The sequence below is a fragment of the Enterobacter sp. PL_is379 genome (assembly GCF_055817355.1).
Map to the genome: position 1 here is coordinate 1 of NZ_JBVPGT010000023.1, position 18,324 is coordinate 18,324.

Here is an 18,324-nt window from a genome sequence, read left to right on the forward strand (position 1 = left end):
AGCAAAAAGCCTGCTTTAAAAGCAGGCTTTTCAAATTTGGCTCCTCTGACTGGACTCGAACCAGTGACATACGGATTAACAGTCCGCCGTTCTACCGACTGAACTACAGAGGAATCGTGTGAACGGGGCGCATATTATCGATGCCTCCCCGGGATGTCAAAGGCAGAATGCATATTTCCGATCGTTTGCCGAATTATTCTCCATTTCGCGCAATTGTCAGGCATTTTTTCGCGGATATTTCCACAGCCAGCGCCCGCTGACCATCCGCCAGTAGAACAGCGCGCCCCGCACGGCCCAGTCGAGGAACATCCCCAGCCAGACGCCGACCACTCCCCATCCGAGCATCACCCCGAGCGTATACCCCGCCACGACGCGACATCCCCACATGCCTAGCATCGACACCCACATCGCAAAGCGGGCGTCGCGCGCGCCCTTTAGCCCGGCGGGCAGTACCCATGAGGCCGCCCAGATGGGCATAAAGGCCGCATTGAGCCAGATGAGGATCTTAACGACCTCTTTAACGTCGTCTTCGTGGGTATAGAACGAAGCCATCAGCCCGGCAAACGGGGCGGTTCCCCAGGCAATCACGGTCAGTCCAATGGTCGACAGCCAGAAGACGTGCCGCAGCTGTCGCTCCGCCTGGCCTATCTGCCCTTTCCCGAGCCGTTTCCCGGTGATGATGGTTGATGCAGAGCCCAGCGCGTTACCCGGCAGGTTAATCAGCGAGGCGATGGAGAAGGCGATGAAGTTACCGGCGATCACGTCGGTGCCCATGCCGGCGACAAACATCTGCGTCAGCAATTTCCCGCCGTTAAATAACACCGACTCAATGCTTGCAGGAATGCCGATCCCCATCACTTCCCAGATAATGGCGAAATTAAAGGGGCGAAAATAACTTTTCAGCGTCAGACGTAGCGAGGGAGTGATCCCCGCCATCAGCACCCCGATGATGGCAGCCGCACCGATATAGCGTGAAATGGTCAGCCCCAGTCCGGCGCCGACGAACCCCAGCCCGTCCCACGAGAACACACCGTAAATCAGCACGCTGCTGATAATGATATTCAGGATATTCATTCCGCCGTTGATCAGCAGCGGAATTTTGGTGTTGCCCGCCCCGCGCAGCGCACCGCTACCAATCAGCGCAATGGCCGCCGCCGGATAGCTGATGACGGTCATTTCCAGGTAGGTCAGCGCCAGGTCTTTAACCTCATTCGTGGCCTCCCCGGCGACAAAGTCGATAATCTCTTTGCCGAAATAGTGGATCACCGCCGCCAGAACAATTGAAAAAATGGTCATGATCATCAGCGACTGGCGGGCCGCCTCGCGTGCACGTTTGGGGTCCAGCTTGCCGAGGCTAAAGGCCACCACCACCGTCGTCCCAAGGTCAATGGCGGCAAAGAACGAAATCACCACCATGTTAAAGCTGTCCGCCAGCCCCACCCCGGCCATCGCCTCTTTCCCCAGCCAGCTCACCAGGAAGGTACTCAGGACTCCCATCAGCAAAACGCAGGTATTTTCCAGGAAGATAGGCACGGCAAGAGGGGTGATTTCACGCCAGAAGAGAACCCGATAGCTTTTACGTTTTGCATACCATGGCGTGCGCACGATCGCCTGGCGTAAGGAGGCAGTAACGTTCAAAATGGACCTTAGCGAGAAAAGTTGAAACTCCATTTCAAATGATGGGGGAGAAATGCTCATCCTGCAAAGTATTTTCCGGAAAAAGATGTGTGGATTTACAACAAACTGACGACAGAATCAGCAATCAGTCGATTTTCCCTAAGATCAGGTTTGACAAAACTTTTTTCGCCGCTAAGATAAGCCTCCACAACGATTCCTCTGTAGTTCAGTCGGTAGAACGGCGGACTGTTAATCCGTATGTCACTGGTTCGAGTCCAGTCAGAGGAGCCAAATTTGAAAAGCCTGCTTTTAAAGCAGGCTTTTTGCTTTGCGGATGAGGGAAAATGAACGCTCTGTTTGTCTACGGCACGCTGCGCCCGGGCCACTCAAATGCGCATATTCTTGAAAAGATTGGCGGCGAATGGCTGGCCGGTTCCGTATCCGGTACGTTTTACGAACGCGGCTGGGGCGCTGCGGCGGACTTCCCGGGGATCGTGCTCCACCCCGATGGCCCCCGCGTCGAAGGCTATTTGTTTATCTCTGATAACCTTGCCACACACTGGCCAATGCTGGATGAGTTTGAAGACGGCTACGATCGGGTTGAGGTCACGGTGACCACTGCTGAAGGCAAGCAGGTCCAGGCCTGGATTTACCAGCTACAGCCGCGTTCTGAGCCATAAAAAAAGGCTCTCTGTCACCAGAGAGCCTTTTTCACTATTCGCTGCGATTACTCGCTTTTTGCTTCGCCGTTTTTGATTTCGCCCATCACTTTCAGCTTCTTGGAGATGTCGCGACGCTCTTTGGACAGCTCAGCGTTTTTGATGATGTAGTCATCAACACGGTCTTCATAGTCGCTCTTCATGCTGGCGATGATGCCCTGAATAGCTTCAACGCTCATGCCTGGCTTGATGTAGTCGCTCAGGTTGTCGAGCAGCAGAACACGTTTCTGGTTGTCACGGATCTTCTTCTCAACGTCCTGGATTTCACGCTGCAGTTTGTTTTTGCGGCGGAACAGGCGGACGAATTCCAGAACATCCTGGAACGAAGGCTTGGTAGTTTCCATTTTTACACCCCTGATAATGTGAGATTCGGATTCGTTAAGGCAACCGTTGTAACAATAACCTTACTGACAGCGGCTGCGAATGACAATGAGTATATCGTTTAAAGCTATCATAACCCCAATTGCTGCTGAATCGAAGCAGCAGCGGTCACATACGCCTTTTATTTGCGCAGCGCCCGGCAAATCAGGTGCGATAACAGCTCAAGCTGCCGCGCCAGTTCCATGCTCAGCCAGACGTAGCCATGAATAGGCGTTTCCGCCACGTTATCGCTCTGGCGTTCATTGATTAACTGCTTCAGCTCCGCGACGATCTCGTTCAGTCGCTCGCTGTTGGCCAGTATCGGCTGCGGGTTCCCTTCATAGAGCGCATGAGCGATGGTCAACAGTGTTTGCTGCGTCATCTGCTGGGTCTCTTTGAGGGTCTGCGCGTTAAGCATCAACAGATGGCTGGGGCGCGTGGCCCAGTGTGCGTTGATTTGCAGCTCAAGCATGCAGACCAGATTGCGGCTTACCGTCTGGATGGCTTCAAAAATCGATTTCTGAATATGGGTTTCTTTGCTGGCGGGCGTGATCAGGCCGCGCATTTTGACCACGTCGTTAAGGATGGTCTGCAGGTGCTTTTCCAGGCGCGGGCGCTCAACCAGATTAGGGGAAAAACCGGCCTGATAGACGCGGTTAAACGCGGTGACGTAGCTGGCCATCTGAATACGCCAGTGCAGAAAAGCACGCTGCGGGCAGATACCGGTGAAGAGCATCGCCAGCAGTGAACCCAGGATGACATCCCCGCTTCGCCACAGCGCCGTGGTCATATCCCCGGCGGGCGCACCGACCACCACCGCGAGCGTAATACCGATCAGCAGCGCCTGATAAGGTTTTTTGCCCAACGCCAGCCAGCCGCACAGGAACATGGCGGCACCGCACCACGCCAGCATAACGGGAAATGAGATGAGCTCCAGCTTCAGAGCAATAAGCCCAAGGGCTGAGCCTAAAACCGTCCCACCAATTCGCTCTAAAGCGCGCGGAACAACGTTCCCCCAAAACGAGATGGGCCCCATCACCACCACCAGCGTGATCAGCGGCCACGTCCCTTCCGGAACATCCAGCAAACGCACCAGTACAAACGTCAGCACGAAAGCCAGCGCGATGCGGCACCCATGCACCACGCGGTAATGTTTGTACAACCGAATTTCAAAAGGGGTTAATGATTTGTCGGGACGCACACCCGCTCTCCAGCTACACGGCAAATCACAATTGTACTGTGTTTTCAGCCGGGTGGATCGCTCCCGGCTGAAAAACCCTTCATTTAACAGGCCTAAACCGTTTTATGCTCTACCGCGATATACATTTCGATATCCCAGTAACCGTCCGCATTGCCGTCATTGAGATAGCGCTCGAAGCAGGGTTTGAGCGCCATCTGGTACTTATTGTCCTGCAGCAGAGAATTGAAGAACTGATACCACGGCGTGGCGAAGTCGTAGTTTTCCACGCGCGCCGTCGCCACGGCATAATCCCCGGCCGCGATTTCCGTCATCATGACGCCTTCGCTATTTTCCGGGATAACGAAATCATCCGGTACCGTAACGGCCGTATCACAGCGCAGTTTTTCTGGCGGGACTTCATCCGGGTTATCGTAGTAAACCGCCACCCACTCCAGCGGCTCAATGTGACGCCCGTCGACCCACATCACCAGCTGTTCAAAGCCCTGTTTTACCGTTTGTTCCCACGGTCCGACCAAATGAAAACCGGCAATCTTACGTTTCTGTTGCTGCTTAATGCTGTAGTCCATGCTGCCTCCGCTTATTACTGTATATTTATACACTATAAAACCGGATTACTATTATCAGCAAACGAGGAGTGTTTATTATGTGAGCAGACTCGCAACCCTGCCAGTCTGCTCATCTGCCGTTAGAGCGTATGGTGCAGATAATCGCTCAGCCGAGAGAACAAGCCGCCTTTATCAACGGCTTCCAGCGTCACCAGCGGCCAGTGCGCGACCACTTTGTCGCGGTCGTAGAGCTGGATCTCCCCGACCCGCTGGTGCGCGGCGATCGGCGCTTCCAGCTCTTTTTTATCCAGTACGTATTTGGCTTTGATGTTAGGCACTTCCGCTTTCGGCAGGGCCAGCCAGAAGTCCTGGTCGGTACCCAGTTTCACCTGCTCCTTATCGCCGTACCAGATCCGCTCTGTCCCCACTTTTTTACCGCTATGCAGGATCTGCACCGTATCGAAATTCTGCTGCCCCCAGTGCAGCAGTTTCCGGGCCTGGTCTTCGCGCCCTTTCGGACTGTCCGCCCCCATCACTACCGCGATTAACCGGCGCTGGCCGTCAACGGCGGACGCAATCAGGTTAAAACCCGCCCCCGAGGTATGCCCTGTTTTCAGCCCGTCCACGTTCATGGTTTTATCCCACAGCAGGCCGTTACGGTTTTGCTGGGTGATCCCGTTCCAGGTCAGGCTCTTTTCGCTGTACATATGATAAAACTCGGGCTCACCGTGGATGATGGCGCGGGAGAGTACGGCCAGGTCATAGGCCGAGCTGTGCTGGCCCGGCGCATCCAGCCCGTGGACGGTTTCAAAATGCGTATCGCGCAGGTTCAGCTTCTGCACGTAGTCGTTCATCATCTTCACAAACTGCGGCTGACCGCCCGCCACGTGATCGGCCAGCGCCACGCAGGCGTCGTTGCCGGAGTCGACAATCAGGCCGCGGCTTAAGTCGCGCACGGAGACGCGATCGCCTTCTTTCAGGAACATCAGCGATGAACCGTCAAACACCGGGTTCCCTTTTGCCCAGGCATCGCGTCCTACGGTGACAATATCGTCCGGGGTAATGCGGTGGCTATCAATGGCCCGATCAACCACATACCCCGTCATCAGCTTGGTCAGGCTCGCCGGATTGCGTTGTTGATGTTCGTTGCCCGCCGTTAAGATCTGACCAGTCGTGTAATCCATCAGCACCCAGGAGCCAGCCTGAATGGCCGGAGGCTGCGGCGAAAAATCCAGTGGTTCGGCCGCAAAAGCAGATGAGACACTCGAAGCGAGTAAAGAAACAGCAATAAACAGACGGCGTTTCAACGGTATATCCTCAGGTCATTAAAAATCGATGACCTTTTTACGGGAGTTCTGATGTCGTTACCTGGCTTAATTGCAAAAAAATGTGACAGAACGCAGATTTTTCTCTGAAGCTGGCGCGCAAATCTGCAACGCGGAGGTGCTTTTTATTCGGTCTCGACCGCACGATCGTTTACCATAGTGACGTCATTTTTTAACAGGATGGTATTACTGGTGTCTGACTCTGCCGCTCGCCCGACTTTTTTATTTCATGACTATGAAACCTTTGGCACTCACCCGGCGCTGGACCGACCGGCGCAGTTTGCCGCCATCCGTACCGACGACGAATTCAACATCATTGGCGAGCCAGAGGTCTTTTACTGCAAGCCTGCGGATGACTACCTGCCGCAGCCCGGCGCGGTGATGGTCACCGGGATCACTCCTCAGGAAGCGCGGGAAAAAGGCGTTAACGAGGCAGAATTCGCCCGACGCATCCACGACCTGTTTACCGTCCCCAATACCTGCGTGGTCGGTTACAACAACATCCGCTTCGATGACGAAGTGACGCGCAACATCTTCTATCGTAACTTCTACGATCCCTATGCCTGGAGCTGGCAGAACCGCAATTCGCGCTGGGATTTGCTCGACATCATGCGCGCCTGTTATGCCCTGCGTCCCGAAGGCATTAACTGGCCGGAAAATGAGGAAGGGCTGACCAGCTTCCGGCTGGAACACCTGACGCGCGCCAACGGCATCGAGCACAGCAATGCTCACGACGCGATGGCCGACGTCTATGCCACCATTGCCATGGCGAAGCTGGTGAAAAGCGCGCAGCCACGACTGTTCGAGTATCTGCTGAGCCACCGCAGTAAACAGAAGTTGACCACGCTGATTGATGTGCCGCAGATGAAGCCGATGGTGCATATTTCCGGCATGTTTGGCGCCTGGCGCGGTAATACCAGCTGGGTCGCCCCGCTGGCCTGGCATCCGGACAACCGCAATGCGGTGATTATGGTGGATTTGGCCGGCGATATTTCGCCGCTGCTGGAGCTCGACAGCGATACCCTGCGCGAACGGCTGTACACGCCGAAGAATGAACTCGGCGAGCTGCCTGCGGTGCCGGTCAAACTGGTGCATATCAATAAATGTCCGGTCCTGGCGCAGGCCAATACGCTGCGCCCGGAAGATGCAGACAGGCTGGGCATTAACCGGCAGCACTGCCTCGATAACCTGAAAGTGCTGCGCGAAAACCCGCAGGTGCGCGAGAAGGTGGTCGCCATTTTTGCCGAAGCCGAGCCGTTCGTACCGTCAGAAAACGTGGATGCCCAGCTCTATAATGGTTTCTTCAGCGATGCCGATCGCGCTGCAATGAATATCGTTCTGCAAACCGAGCCGCGTAACTTGCCTGCCCTGGATATCACCTTCGCCGATAAACGTATTGAAAAGCTGATGTTTAATTATCGCGCGCGTAACTACCCGGGAACCCTGGATGAAGCAGAGCAGGAACGCTGGCTGCAGCACCGTCGTAACGTGTTTACGCCAGAGTATCTGCACAGCTACGCCCAGGAGCTGGAAATGCTTTATGGCCAGTATGAAGGGAATGCTGAGAAACAGGCGCTGCTGAAATCCCTGTTCCAGTACGCGCAAGAGATAGTTTGATCGATGGGTATAAAAAAGCCGGAGGCGATGTCTCCGGCTTTTTTTTGCCCGCTTGGGTTTTGTAGGTCGGGTAAGGCGTAGCCGCCACCCGACACAGTCTTACGCGACGTCTTCGTACTGAGGAACCGGGTTACGGAAGCTCTTCGTGACGCAGGCCAGGTAAACCAGGCCGATACCCGCCCAAATCAGGCCAAGCACCATCGAGCTCTCTTCCAGGTTAACCCACAGCGCGCCCACGGTCAGGGCACCACACATCGGCAGGAACAGATACTGGAAGTGATCTTTCAGCGTCTTGTTACGCTTTTCACGGATCCAGAACTGAGAGATAACCGACAGGTTAACAAAGGTAAACGCCACCAGCGCACCGAAGTTAATCAGCGCCGTTGCCATCACCAGGTCAAAGTTAATTGCCAGAAGCGCGATCGCACCGACCAGGATAATGTTCATCGCCGGGGTACGCCAGGTTGGATGCACGTAGCCGAAGAAGCTTTTCGGGAATACGCCATCGCGACCCATCACGTACATCAGACGCGCAACGCCTGCATGCGCGGCCATACCGGACGCCAGTACGGTGATGGTGGAGAAGATCAGCGCGCCAACCTGGAACGCTTTACCCGCCACATACAGCATAATTTCCGGCTGAGATGCATCCGGATCCTTGAAGCGAGAGATATCCGGGAAGTACAGCTGCAGGAAATAGGTCGAGAAAATAAAGATCAGACCGCCAATCAGCGCCGTCAGGAAGATGGCGCGAGGAATCACGCGCTCTGCATCTTTGGTTTCTTCAGACAGGTTGCTGATCCCGTCAAAACCGGTAAAGGAGAAGCACAGAATGGTTGCCCCGGTAATCATCGGGATCACATGCGCATCACCAGACCAGAACGGTTTGCTGCTCGCCAGCGTGCCAGCGCCTTCACCGTGGAACACGCCATAGATCACCATGCCAAGAATAACGGCAATCAGGACAACCTGAAGCACAACGATAACGGAGTTAAAGTTGGCAACAGACTTAATGCTACGAAGGTTGAAGGCCGTCATAAAGGCCACCAGCGCCACGACGAACATCCAGGATGGAATCGACGGCACCAGCGCTTCAAAATAGATTTTTGCCAGCAGAATGTTGATCATCGGCGCGAACAGGTAGTCGAGCAGCGAAGACCAGCCCACCATAAAGCCAACCGTCGGGCTGATGGATTTCTGGGCATAGGTGTAGGCAGAACCGGCAGACGGATAGCGACGCACCAGCTTACCGTAGCTCAGCGCGGTAAAGAGGATCGCAATCAGCGCGAAGCCGTAAGCCGTCGGCACATGACCGTCGGTGAGGCCCGATACGATACCGAATGTATCGAACAGCGTCATTGGTTGCATATAGGCCAGGCCCATCATAACAACCGGAATCAACGTAAGCGTTTTACGTAATTCCACGCGAGAGGTGTTTGGAGTTGCGTTATGCGACATAGTTAATCTCCTTTACGGTGATAACCGCCACGTAAGCGAAAAATTGCCCCATTTCTTTCTTCCTCAGCGACAACAACTGTCGGATTTTAGTAAATATCTATCCGGTACGAAGCCCGGCCTCTTGGTTTTTAGTTTCGTTTCGTACATGCAAAAAAAAATAACCGACGCCTTTTATATCGTCGATTATTCATTTGGTTGCAGCGGCGGCATTTTGCCCCACATCGGATACAAAAGGCAATACTTTGCAACGCAGCGGGTAATTTTCTTTTTCCTAACTGGCTGATTTCTCGACACTGCCCTGAGCATATACAGCGGCGATAGCACTATTTGCTAAAATTTCGTCCCGCCACCAGGCGCTGGCCAGCCCGGAGGTCTGTTCATTCCAGCCCACCCATACCGATTCATGGCTGTTTTGAGCAAGTACCTGTTTTTCAACAAGCGCACCGCTGTCAATGTACCGCTGTGCCAGATAGCGGGGTAAATAGCCGCAGCCCAGGCCGCTGATTTGCAGCTCCAGCTTGGTTTTAAAGTCGAAAACGGTGATAGCCTCCTGCTCGTCAAGCAGCTGCGAGGAAACCGCACATTCCGGACGAGAGCTGTCCCCCACCACAATCGCGCGGTAGCCTTTAATCACGCGGCGGTTAAGCGGTTCAGGCTCCTGAGCCAGCGGATGATGGGGCGCCACAGCGAACACCTGCTCCAGCACGCCCAGACGCGCAAAACCAAACTCGCTCAACTGGGGAGGCTCGTGGAGTGCACCGACAAAAATATCCGCCCTGCCCTGGGTTAAGGCATCCCAGGAACCTCCCAGCACGCCGTTTATAAAAATGAGTCGGGTCACGCTGTGGTGTTGATAAAAGGCTTCAATCAGCGGCGTCAGGAGAGAAAAGGGAAAGGTATCATCCACGCCAATCACCAGCTCGTTTTCCCAGCCCTGATGGAGTTTTACGGCCTGTTTTTCGAGTTCACGAACGGTGTGGAGGACTTCGCGTCCCTTTTCCAGCAGCATTTGCCCGGTACGGGTAAAACGGGCTCGATGCCCGGAGCGATCGAGGATCTGGATATTGAGATCGCTTTCCAGTTTTTGAACGGTATAGCTCAGGGCCGAAGGGGTTTTGTAGAGTTTTGCCGACGCAGCGGCAAAGCTCCCCTCTTTTTCCAGTGCATCCAGAATAATAAGAACATCCAGCAGCGGTTTCATGCTCGCCCCCTTCTGGTGTGCGATCGTCTCCGCTGCGGGACTTATTCCATGGGCATCACCAGCGGATCGGGATACTGATACTCAAACCCCAGCTCATGACAAATGCGATTGCCATCAACAATTTTGCCTTTACTGTCATCCTTTGCCTCACCAAAGACCGGTGGCGCCAGGCCCAGCTGACGTGCCATCAGCGGGTAAAACGTGCTGCGCGCCGGATGAGACGGTGCACATATATTATAGATGTGTCCACCTTTCGGAGCCTGTAAGAGTAGCTCAATCGCGGCAACAACATCGTCAAGATGCACAAGATTGACAACATGCTGGCCATCTGGCGCAGACTTCCCGGCGAAAAAGCGTCCCGGATGACGGCCAGGGCCCACCAGCCCCGCCAGACGTACGATATCAACCTGCGTGCCGGGAAGATTATGCAGCCAATCTTCCAGCTCTTTCAGAACCTGACCGCTGGCCGTAACGGGACGGCGCTCGGAACTTTCTTTCACCACGCCCTCAACCTCACCATAGACCGAGGTCGAGCTGGTAAAAATGATGCGGGGAACATGGTGCGCCAGCGCGCTGTCGACAATCTCCTGCATCGCCTGCAGATAAAACGACTCGCCCGGGCCACTGCGCCGTGCGGGGAGAGTGATCACCAGCGCATCGACGTTCATCAGCGTGTCCAGGTCGTCAGCGTCACACACCAGTTCCGGTTCAAGACGCAGTTCAACGCCATCAATACCGCACATGCGCGCTGCCTCTACCCCATCCGCCGTGGTTTTGCTCCCGGTCACCTGCCAGCCTTTCGCGGCTAATGACATCGCCAGCGGCATTCCCAGCCATCCTAAACCGACAATCGCGACCTTTTTCATGCGAATTCTCCTGACTCTCACTCGTCTTTTATAAGGCTACGCCAGCCCGGCAGAACACACAATTCATAGCATCAATATGAAATGAATTAATGATCAAAAAAAGCCCTTGCAATATGTCGTACAACTGGTTTACGTTAAAAGACATCAAATGAATAAGCATTCATCGAGAATTTATATGACACGCGTTCAATTTAAACACCACCATCATCACCATCATCCTGACTAGTCTTTCAGGCGATGTGTGCTGGAAGACGTTTGGATCTTCCAGTGGTGCATGAACGCATGAGAAAGCCCCCGGAAGATCTTCTTCCGGGGGCTTTTTTTTGGACCGAATTCAGACAGGTTAAAACAGGTTAACGAGGAATAAAGAATGTTAGATAACTCACGTTTACGCATAGCTATTCAAAAATCAGGCCGTTTAAGTGACGATTCACGCGAACTGCTGGCCCGCTGCGGGATTAAAATTAACCTGCACACCCAGCGCCTGATTGCTCTGGCTGAAAACATGCCCATCGACATTCTGCGCGTGCGTGATGACGATATTCCCGGCCTGGTCATGGATGGCGTCGTTGACCTCGGCATCATCGGGGAAAACGTGCTGGAAGAAGAGCTGCTGACCCGCCGCGCGCAGGGCGAAGACCCACGTTACTTCACCCTGCGTCGTCTGGACTTCGGCGGCTGCCGCCTGTCGCTGGCGACGCCGGTTGATGAAGCCTGGGACGGTCCGGCCGCGCTGAACGGCAAACGTATCGCCACCTCCTACCCTCACCTGTTAAAGCGTTATCTGGATCAGAAAGGCGTGCAGTTTAAATCCTGTCTGCTGAACGGCTCTGTTGAAGTGGCCCCGCGTGCGGGTCTGGCGGACGCCATCTGTGACCTCGTCTCTACCGGCGCGACGCTGGAAGCGAACGGTCTGCGCGAAGTGGAAGTGATCTACCGCTCCAAAGCGTGCCTGATTCAGCGTGACGGCGAGATGGCCGACGCTAAGCAGCAGCTGATCGACAAACTGCTGACCCGTATTCAGGGCGTAATTCAGGCGCGTGAGTCCAAGTACATCATGATGCACGCCCCGACCGAGCGTCTGGATGAAGTGATTGCCCTGCTGCCTGGCGCCGAGCGTCCAACCATCCTGCCGCTGGCGGGCGATCAGCAGCGCGTGGCGATGCACATGGTGAGCAGCGAAACCCTGTTCTGGGAAACCATGGAAAAACTGAAGGCGCTGGGCGCAAGCTCCATCCTGGTGCTGCCGATTGAGAAGATGATGGAGTAATGGCCATGAGCTTTAACACAATCATCGACTGGAATACCTGTAGCGACGCACAGCAGCGCGAGCTGCTGATGCGCCCGGCAATTTCCGCCTCTGAAAGCATCTCGCGCACCGTGGCGGAGATCCTGGATAACGTCAAAGCCCGCGGCGATGACGCGCTACGTGAATACAGCGCAAAGTTTGATAAGACGGAAGTCGGCGCATTACGGGTTACCGAGCAGGAAATCATTGATGCCAGCAATCGTCTGGGTGACGACATCAAGCAGGCGATGGCCGTTGCGGTGAAAAATATTGATACCTTCCACACCGCGCAAAAGCTGCAGACCGTGGATGTGGAAACCCTGCCCGGCGTGCGTTGCCAGCAGGTCACGCGCCCGGTTGCGTCCGTCGGCCTCTATATTCCCGGCGGCTCTGCCCCGCTTTTCTCCACCGTACTGATGCTGGCGACTCCCGCACGCATTGCCGGATGTCAGAAAGTGGTGCTTTGCTCACCGCCACCGATTGCCGACGAGATCCTGTACGCGGCGAAGCTGTGCGGGGTGCAGGCGGTCTATAAAGTGGGCGGCGCGCAGGCGATTTCAGCCCTGGCGTTCGGCACAGAATCCATTCCCAAGGTCGACAAAATCTTTGGCCCGGGAAATGCGTACGTGACCGAAGCTAAGCGCCAGGTCAGCCAGCGTCTGGACGGTGCGGCCATCGATATGCCCGCCGGTCCGTCTGAAGTGCTGGTGATTGCCGACAGCGGCGCCACGCCGGACTTCGTGGCGTCCGACCTGCTTTCCCAGGCGGAACACGGCCCGGACTCGCAGGTCATCCTGCTGACGCCGGATGCCGATATGGCAAAACGCGTAGGCGAAGCTGTGGAGCGTCAGCTTGCCGACCTGCCCCGCGCCGACACGGCACGCCAGGCGTTAGCGGCCAGCCGCCTGATTGTGGCGCGCGACCTGGACCAGTGCATTGCCATTTCTAACCAGTACGGCCCGGAGCACCTGATTATTCAGACCCGCAACGCGCGCGATCTGGTCGACAGCATTACCAGCGCGGGCTCGGTGTTCCTCGGCGACTGGTCACCGGAGTCTGCGGGCGATTACGCCTCCGGCACCAACCACGTGCTGCCAACGTATGGCTATACCTCAACCTGTTCCAGCCTGGGCCTGGCGGATTTCCAGAAACGCATGACCGTGCAGGAACTCTCCCGCGAAGGGTTTGCGTCTCTGGCGTCTACTATTGAAACCCTGGCCGCCGCCGAGCGCCTGACCGCCCACAAAAATGCCGTTACGCTGCGCGTTGCAGCCCTGAAGGAGCAAGCATGAACATTGAAGAATTAGCCCGTGAAAATGTCCGTCGCCTGACGCCCTATCAGTCTGCGCGTCGTCTGGGCGGTAAAGGGGATGTCTGGCTGAACGCCAACGAATATCCAACGGCGGTACAGTTTGAGCTGTCGCAGCAAACGCTGAACCGCTATCCGGAGTGTCAGCCAAAAGCGGTGATTGAAAACTACGCGCAGTACGCGGGCGTGAAGCCGGAGCAGGTGCTGGTCAGCCGCGGCGCGGATGAAGGCATTGAACTGCTGATCCGCGCCTTCTGCGAGCCGGGCAAAGATGCGGTGATGTACTGCCAGCCGACCTACGGCATGTACAGCGTCAGCGCGGAAACCTTCGGGGTGGCGTGCCGCAACGTGCTCTCACTGGAGAACTGGCAGCTGGATCTGCAGGGCATTGCCGACAATCTTGACGGCGTAAAGGTCGTGTTTGTCTGTAGCCCGAACAACCCCACCGGACAGATTATCAACCCGCAGGATATCCGAACCCTGCTGGAGATGACGCGCGGTAAAGCGCTGGTGGTGGCCGACGAAGCCTACATCGAGTTCTGCCCGAAGGCGACGCTGGCAGGCTGGATTGAAGAGTATCCGCACCTGGTGGTGCTGCGTACGCTGTCGAAGGCTTTCGCCCTCGCGGGCCTGCGCTGCGGCTTTACGCTGGCCAATAAAGAGGTCATCGACCTGCTGCTGAAGGTGATCGCTCCGTACCCCCTCTCCACGCCGGTTGCCGACATTGCCGCACAGGCGCTGGCGCCGCAGGGCATCAACGCCATGCGCGAGCGCGTGGCGCAAATTCTGGAAGAGCGTCAGTACCTGGTGACGGCCCTGAAAGATATCCCGTGCGTGGAGAAGGTGTTCGACTCGGAAACCAACTACATCCTGGTGCGCTTTACCGCTTCCAGCGCCGTATTTAAATCTTTATGGGATCAGGGCATTATCTTACGAGACCAGAATAAACAACCTTCTCTGAGCGGATGCCTGCGCATTACCGTCGGCACCCGTGCAGAGAGCCAGCGCGTGATTGACGCCCTGAAAGCGGAGAAAGTATGACCCAGAAGATCCTTTTCATCGATCGTGACGGCACCCTTATTTCGGAGCCACCAGCTGATTTTCAGGTCGACCGATTCGACAAGCTGGCGTTCGAACCTGACGTAATCCCGGTGCTGCTTAAGCTGCAAAAAGCCGGATACAAGCTGGTGATGATCACCAACCAGGACGGTCTGGGTACCGACAGCTTCCCGCAGGCAGACTTTGACGGCCCGCATAATCTGATGATGCAGGTTCTGATCTCTCAGGGTGTGGTTTTTGATGAGGTACTGATTTGCCCTCACATGCCGGCCGACGAGTGTGACTGCCGTAAGCCAAAGGTGAAGCTGGTCGAGCGCTATCTGGCGGCGGATGTGCTGGATAAGGCCAACAGCTATGTCATCGGCGATCGTATCACCGATATTACACTCGCGGAAAACATGGGCATCGCGGGGCTTCGCTACGACCGCAACAACCTTAATTGGGCGATGATTGGCGAACAACTGACAAAACGTGACCGCTTCTCGCACGTTGAACGCAACACCAAAGAGACGCAGATTGATGTGAAGGTCTGGCTGGACCGCGAAGGCGGCAGCAAGATCCACACCGGCGTCGGTTTCTTCGACCACATGCTGGACCAGATTGCCACCCACGGCGGTTTCCGCATGGAGATCACGGTAAAAGGCGACCTTTATATTGACGATCACCACACCGTGGAAGATACCGGCCTGGCGCTGGGCGAAGCTCTCAAGCTGGCGCTCGGTGATAAACGCGGCATCAACCGTTTTGGCTTTGTCCTGCCGATGGACGAGTGCCTGGCGCGCTGCGCGATGGACATCTCAGGTCGTCCGCATCTGGAATATAAAGCAGACTTCAATTACCAGCGCGTGGGCGATCTGAGCACCGAAATGGTGGAGCACTTCTTCCGTTCATTGTCCTACACCATGGGCCTGACGCTACACCTGAAGACCAAAGGCAAGAACGACCACCACCGCGTAGAGAGTCTCTTCAAGGCCTTCGGCCGAACGCTGCGCCAGGCAATCCGCGTGGAAGGCGATGCCCTGCCCTCATCAAAAGGAGTGCTGTAATGAACGTGGTGATTCTGGATACCGGATGCGCCAACCTGAACTCCGTAAAGTCGGCGATTGCGCGCCACGGCTACGAGCCGGTGGTCAGCCGTGACCCGGACGTGGTGCTGCGTGCAGACAAACTCTTTTTACCGGGCGTGGGAACCGCGCAGGCCGCGATGGATCAGATTCGCGAACGCGAGCTGGTCGATCTGATCAAAGCCTGTACCCAGCCGGTGCTGGGGATTTGCCTGGGCATGCAGATCCTGGGCCGCCGCAGCGAAGAGAGCAACGGCGTTGACCTGCTGGGCATTATCGACGAAGACGTGCCGAAAATGACCGATCACGGCCTGCCTCTGCCGCATATGGGCTGGAACCGCGTGTACGCCAAAGCGGGCGACAGGCTTTTTCGCGGCATTGAAGACGGTGCGTATTTTTACTTCGTGCACAGCTACGCCATGCCGGTGAACGTGAATACGATCGCCCAGTGCACCTACGGCGAGGCGTTTACCGCGGCCGTACAGAAAGACAATTTCTTCGGCGTGCAGTTTCACCCGGAGCGCTCTGGCGCCGCAGGCGCGCAGCTGCTGAAAAACTTCCTGGAGATGTGATGATTATTCCCGCTTTAGATTTAATTGACGGCACGGTTGTCCGTCTCCACCAGGGCGATTACGGCCAGCAGCGAGACTACGGAAACGACCCGCTGCCGCGTCTGCAGGATTATGCCGCCCAGGGTGCGCAGGTGCTGCATCTGGTGGATTTGACGGGCGCGAAAGATCCGGCGAAGCGCCAGATCCCCCTGCTGAAAAATCTGGTCGCCGGTGTTGATGTGCCGGTACAGGTTGGCGGCGGCGTGCGTACGGAAGATGACGTTGCGGCGCTGCTGGACGCGGGCGTAGCGCGCGTGGTGGTCGGTTCAACCGCCGTGAAAGAGCCAGAGACCGTAAAAGGCTGGTTCCGCCGCTTTGGCGCCGACGCGCTGGTGCTGGCGCTGGATGTTCGTATTGATGAACAGGGTAATAAGCAGGTGGCGGTCAGCGGCTGGCAGGAAAACTCCGGCGTGACGCTGGAAGCGCTGGTCGAGATGTATCTCCCCGTCGGCCTGAAGCACGTGTTATGCACGGACATCTCTCGCGACGGTACGCTGGCGGGCTCCAACGTCTCGCTGTATGAAGAGGTCTGTGCGCGTTATCCGCAGGTAGCCTTCCAGTCTTCTGGCGGAATTGGTGATTTAAACGATATTGCCGCGCTGCGCGGAACGGGCGTTCAGGGCGTGATTGTGGGCCGAGCCCTGCTGGAAGGTAAATTTACTGTGACGGAGGCGATTCAATGCTGGCAAAACGGATAATCCCTTGCCTGGACGTACGTGACGGCCAGGTCGTGAAAGGCGTGCAGTTCCGCAACCACGAGATCATTGGCGACATCGTCCCGCTGGCAAAACGCTATGCCGATGAAGGCGCAGACGAGCTGGTCTTTTATGATATCACCGCTTCCAGCGATGGCCGCGTGGTCGACAAAAGCTGGGTGGCGCGCGTGGCGGAAGTGATCGATATTCCGTTCTGCGTGGCGGGCGGGATTAAATCCGCAGACGACGCCGCCAAAATTCTCTCGTTTGGTGCCGACAAGATTTCCATCAATTCCCCTGCCCTGGCCGACCCGGAGCTGATCACCCGCCTGGCCGATCGTTTTGGCGTGCAGTGTATTGTGGTTGGGATCGACACCTGGTATGACGCCGCAACGGGCAAGTACCACGTCAATCAATATACGGGTGACGAAAGCCGCACGCGCGTAACGCAGTGGGAAACGCTCGACTGGGTGCAGGAAGTGCAGAAGCGTGGCGCGGGCGAGATTGTCCTCAACATGATGAACCAGGACGGCGTGCGTAACGGTTACGATCTGGAGCAGCTCAAAAAAGTCCGTGCGGTCTGCCACGTTCCGCTGATCGCCTCCGGCGGCGCGGGCACCATGGAACACTTCCTCGAAGCATTCCGTGATGCCAACGTGGACGGTGCGCTGGCCGCGTCCGTTTTCCACAAACAGATTATTAATATTGGTGAGTTAAAAACGTACCTGGCCGACCAGGGCGTGGAGATCAGGGTATGTTAACAGAGCAACAACAGGCGCAGCTGGACTGGAAAAAAACGGACGGATTACTGCCGGTAGTTGTCCAGCATGCCGTCTCAGGCGAAGTGCTGATGCTGGGGTATATGAACCAGGACGCGCTCGCAGAAACGATCGACAGCGGCAAAGTGACGTTTTTCTCGCGCACGAAACAGCGCCTGTGGACCAAAGGGGAAACCTCGGGTCATTTCCTGAACGTGGTCAGCATTACGCCGGACTGCGATAACGACACCCTGCTGGTGCTGGTCAATCCGATCGGGCCGACCTGCCACAAGGGCACCAGCAGCTGCTTCGGTGAGACGAGCCACCAGTGGTTGTTCCTGTATCAACTGGAACAGCTGCTGGCAGAGCGTAAAACGGCGGATCCCGAAAGTTCCTACACCGCGAAGCTGTACGCCAGCGGAACCAAGCGTATCGCACAGAAGGTAGGAGAAGAAGGAGTTGAGACCGCGCTGGCCGCGACGGTGCATGACCGCGAGGAACTGACGAATGAAGCGTCTGATTTGATGTATCACCTGCTGGTGCTGCTGCAGGATCAGGAGCTGGATTTGACGGCGGTGATAGAGAATCTTCGTAAGCGTCACAAATAAAAAAACCGGGGTATATCCCCGGT

At 56.1% G+C, this 18,324-nt stretch carries 20 protein-coding genes, 2 tRNA genes and 1 other annotated feature; of the genes, 12 read left to right on the forward strand and 10 right to left on the reverse strand.

The features are described from left to right. Window positions 1-37 precede the first annotated feature (37 nt). Together AC0TOY_RS04805 and emmdR are read right to left on the reverse strand one after the other, a co-directional pair. Window positions 38-113, reverse strand: a tRNA-Asn gene (locus tag AC0TOY_RS04805). 103 nt (window positions 114-216) lie between these two features. Further along, the gene (gene emmdR / locus AC0TOY_RS04810; RefSeq protein WP_139210916.1) at window positions 217-1,671 is read right to left on the reverse strand and encodes a multidrug efflux MATE transporter EmmdR; all 1,455 of its coding nucleotides are present in this window, start codon (window positions 1,669-1,671) and stop codon (window positions 217-219) included. Between the two features lie 161 nt (window positions 1,672-1,832). Here emmdR and AC0TOY_RS04815 point away from each other — a divergent pair. Then, window positions 1,833-1,908, forward strand: a tRNA-Asn gene (locus AC0TOY_RS04815). A gap of 53 nt (window positions 1,909-1,961) precedes the next feature. Beyond that, the gene (locus AC0TOY_RS04820; protein ID WP_473721548.1) at window positions 1,962-2,297 is read left to right on the forward strand and encodes a gamma-glutamylcyclotransferase family protein; all 336 of its coding nucleotides are present in this window, start codon (window positions 1,962-1,964) and stop codon (window positions 2,295-2,297) included. A 47-nt stretch (window positions 2,298-2,344) separates the two neighbouring features. Here the strand turns inward: AC0TOY_RS04820 and AC0TOY_RS04825 are convergent, their stop codons facing one another. The 4 genes from AC0TOY_RS04825 to dacD all read right to left on the reverse strand — a co-directional run bounded on the left by AC0TOY_RS04825 (window position 2,345) and on the right by dacD (window position 5,749). After that, window positions 2,345-2,680, reverse strand: a complete 336-nt coding sequence (locus AC0TOY_RS04825) for a DUF496 family protein (protein ID WP_008499467.1) — start codon at window positions 2,678-2,680, stop codon at window positions 2,345-2,347. Window positions 2,681-2,838: 158 nt separating this feature from the next. Further along, window positions 2,839-3,897, reverse strand: a complete 1,059-nt coding sequence (locus tag AC0TOY_RS04830) for an FUSC family protein (RefSeq protein WP_473721549.1) — start codon at window positions 3,895-3,897, stop codon at window positions 2,839-2,841. Window positions 3,898-3,989: 92 nt separating this feature from the next. Then, window positions 3,990-4,463, reverse strand: a complete 474-nt coding sequence (gene sbmC, locus AC0TOY_RS04835) for a DNA gyrase inhibitor SbmC (RefSeq protein WP_024908068.1) — start codon at window positions 4,461-4,463, stop codon at window positions 3,990-3,992. A gap of 119 nt (window positions 4,464-4,582) precedes the next feature. Then, window positions 4,583-5,749, reverse strand: coding sequence for a serine-type D-Ala-D-Ala carboxypeptidase DacD (gene dacD / locus AC0TOY_RS04840; protein ID WP_032646438.1), 1,167 nt, complete (start codon window positions 5,747-5,749; stop codon window positions 4,583-4,585). Window positions 5,750-5,947: 198 nt separating this feature from the next. Here dacD and sbcB point away from each other — a divergent pair, with 198 nt between their 5' ends. After that, entirely contained in the window at window positions 5,948-7,384 is a 1,437-nt protein-coding gene (gene sbcB / locus AC0TOY_RS04845) for an exodeoxyribonuclease I (RefSeq protein WP_473721597.1), read from the forward strand. 99 nt (window positions 7,385-7,483) lie between these two features. Here the strand turns inward: sbcB and plaP are convergent, their stop codons facing one another. The 4 genes from plaP to AC0TOY_RS04865 all read right to left on the reverse strand — a co-directional run bounded on the left by plaP (window position 7,484) and on the right by AC0TOY_RS04865 (window position 10,909). Then, window positions 7,484-8,842: a putrescine/proton symporter PlaP gene (plaP, locus tag AC0TOY_RS04850; RefSeq protein WP_008499462.1), complete on the reverse strand. Its 1,359-nt coding sequence runs from the start codon at window positions 8,840-8,842 to the stop codon at window positions 7,484-7,486. Then, the gene (gene yoeI / locus AC0TOY_RS04855) at window positions 8,832-8,894 is read right to left on the reverse strand and encodes a membrane protein YoeI (RefSeq protein ID WP_100245854.1); all 63 of its coding nucleotides are present in this window, start codon (window positions 8,892-8,894) and stop codon (window positions 8,832-8,834) included. Before yoeI ends, plaP begins: the two co-directional genes overlap by 11 nt. A 219-nt stretch (window positions 8,895-9,113) precedes the next feature. Then, window positions 9,114-10,043, reverse strand: coding sequence for a LysR substrate-binding domain-containing protein (locus tag AC0TOY_RS04860; protein WP_024908071.1), 930 nt, complete (start codon window positions 10,041-10,043; stop codon window positions 9,114-9,116). 41 nt (window positions 10,044-10,084) lie between these two features. Next, window positions 10,085-10,909, reverse strand: a complete 825-nt coding sequence (locus tag AC0TOY_RS04865; protein WP_024908072.1) for an SDR family oxidoreductase — start codon at window positions 10,907-10,909, stop codon at window positions 10,085-10,087. Window positions 10,910-11,084: 175 nt separating this feature from the next. Between AC0TOY_RS04865 and hisL the strand changes: the two genes are divergently transcribed. The 9 genes from hisL (at window position 11,085) to hisIE (ending at window position 18,301) form a co-directional block, all read left to right on the forward strand. Then, window positions 11,085-11,135, forward strand: coding sequence for a his operon leader peptide (gene hisL / locus AC0TOY_RS04870; RefSeq protein WP_001364200.1), 51 nt, complete (start codon window positions 11,085-11,087; stop codon window positions 11,133-11,135). Beyond that, window positions 11,111-11,234, forward strand: a sequence feature (His leader region). It overlaps the preceding gene by 25 nt. 45 nt (window positions 11,235-11,279) lie before the next feature. After that, the gene (gene hisG, locus AC0TOY_RS04875; protein WP_000886595.1) at window positions 11,280-12,179 is read left to right on the forward strand and encodes an ATP phosphoribosyltransferase; all 900 of its coding nucleotides are present in this window, start codon (window positions 11,280-11,282) and stop codon (window positions 12,177-12,179) included. A gap of 5 nt (window positions 12,180-12,184) precedes the next feature. Beyond that, a complete protein-coding gene (hisD, locus tag AC0TOY_RS04880; protein ID WP_047061175.1) occupies window positions 12,185-13,489 on the forward strand; it encodes a histidinol dehydrogenase in 1,305 nt (434 codons plus the stop codon). After that, window positions 13,486-14,547, forward strand: a complete 1,062-nt coding sequence (gene hisC / locus AC0TOY_RS04885) for a histidinol-phosphate transaminase (RefSeq protein ID WP_407821479.1) — start codon at window positions 13,486-13,488, stop codon at window positions 14,545-14,547. Before hisD ends, hisC begins: the two co-directional genes overlap by 4 nt. Beyond that, window positions 14,544-15,611 carry a bifunctional histidinol-phosphatase/imidazoleglycerol-phosphate dehydratase HisB gene (gene hisB, locus AC0TOY_RS04890; protein WP_473721550.1) on the forward strand — a complete coding sequence of 356 codons (1,068 nt, stop codon included), beginning with the start codon at window positions 14,544-14,546 and terminating at the stop codon, window positions 15,609-15,611. Before hisC ends, hisB begins: the two co-directional genes overlap by 4 nt. Next, the gene (hisH, locus tag AC0TOY_RS04895) at window positions 15,611-16,201 is read left to right on the forward strand and encodes an imidazole glycerol phosphate synthase subunit HisH (RefSeq protein ID WP_032646447.1); all 591 of its coding nucleotides are present in this window, start codon (window positions 15,611-15,613) and stop codon (window positions 16,199-16,201) included. The genes hisB and hisH overlap by 1 nt, the downstream gene beginning before the upstream one ends. Further along, a complete protein-coding gene (gene hisA / locus AC0TOY_RS04900) occupies window positions 16,201-16,938 on the forward strand; it encodes a 1-(5-phosphoribosyl)-5-[(5-phosphoribosylamino)methylideneamino]imidazole-4-carboxamide isomerase (RefSeq protein ID WP_148769857.1) in 738 nt (245 codons plus the stop codon). The genes hisH and hisA overlap by 1 nt, the downstream gene beginning before the upstream one ends. Beyond that, complete coding sequence (gene hisF, locus AC0TOY_RS04905; protein WP_023330862.1) at window positions 16,920-17,696, forward strand: imidazole glycerol phosphate synthase subunit HisF; 777 nt, start codon at window positions 16,920-16,922, stop codon at window positions 17,694-17,696. Before hisA ends, hisF begins: the two co-directional genes overlap by 19 nt. Beyond that, on the forward strand, window positions 17,690-18,301 hold the full coding sequence (gene hisIE / locus AC0TOY_RS04910) for a bifunctional phosphoribosyl-AMP cyclohydrolase/phosphoribosyl-ATP diphosphatase HisIE (protein WP_417927586.1): 612 nt from the start codon (window positions 17,690-17,692) through the stop codon (window positions 18,299-18,301). Before hisF ends, hisIE begins: the two co-directional genes overlap by 7 nt. Window positions 18,302-18,324: the final 23 nt, after the last annotated feature.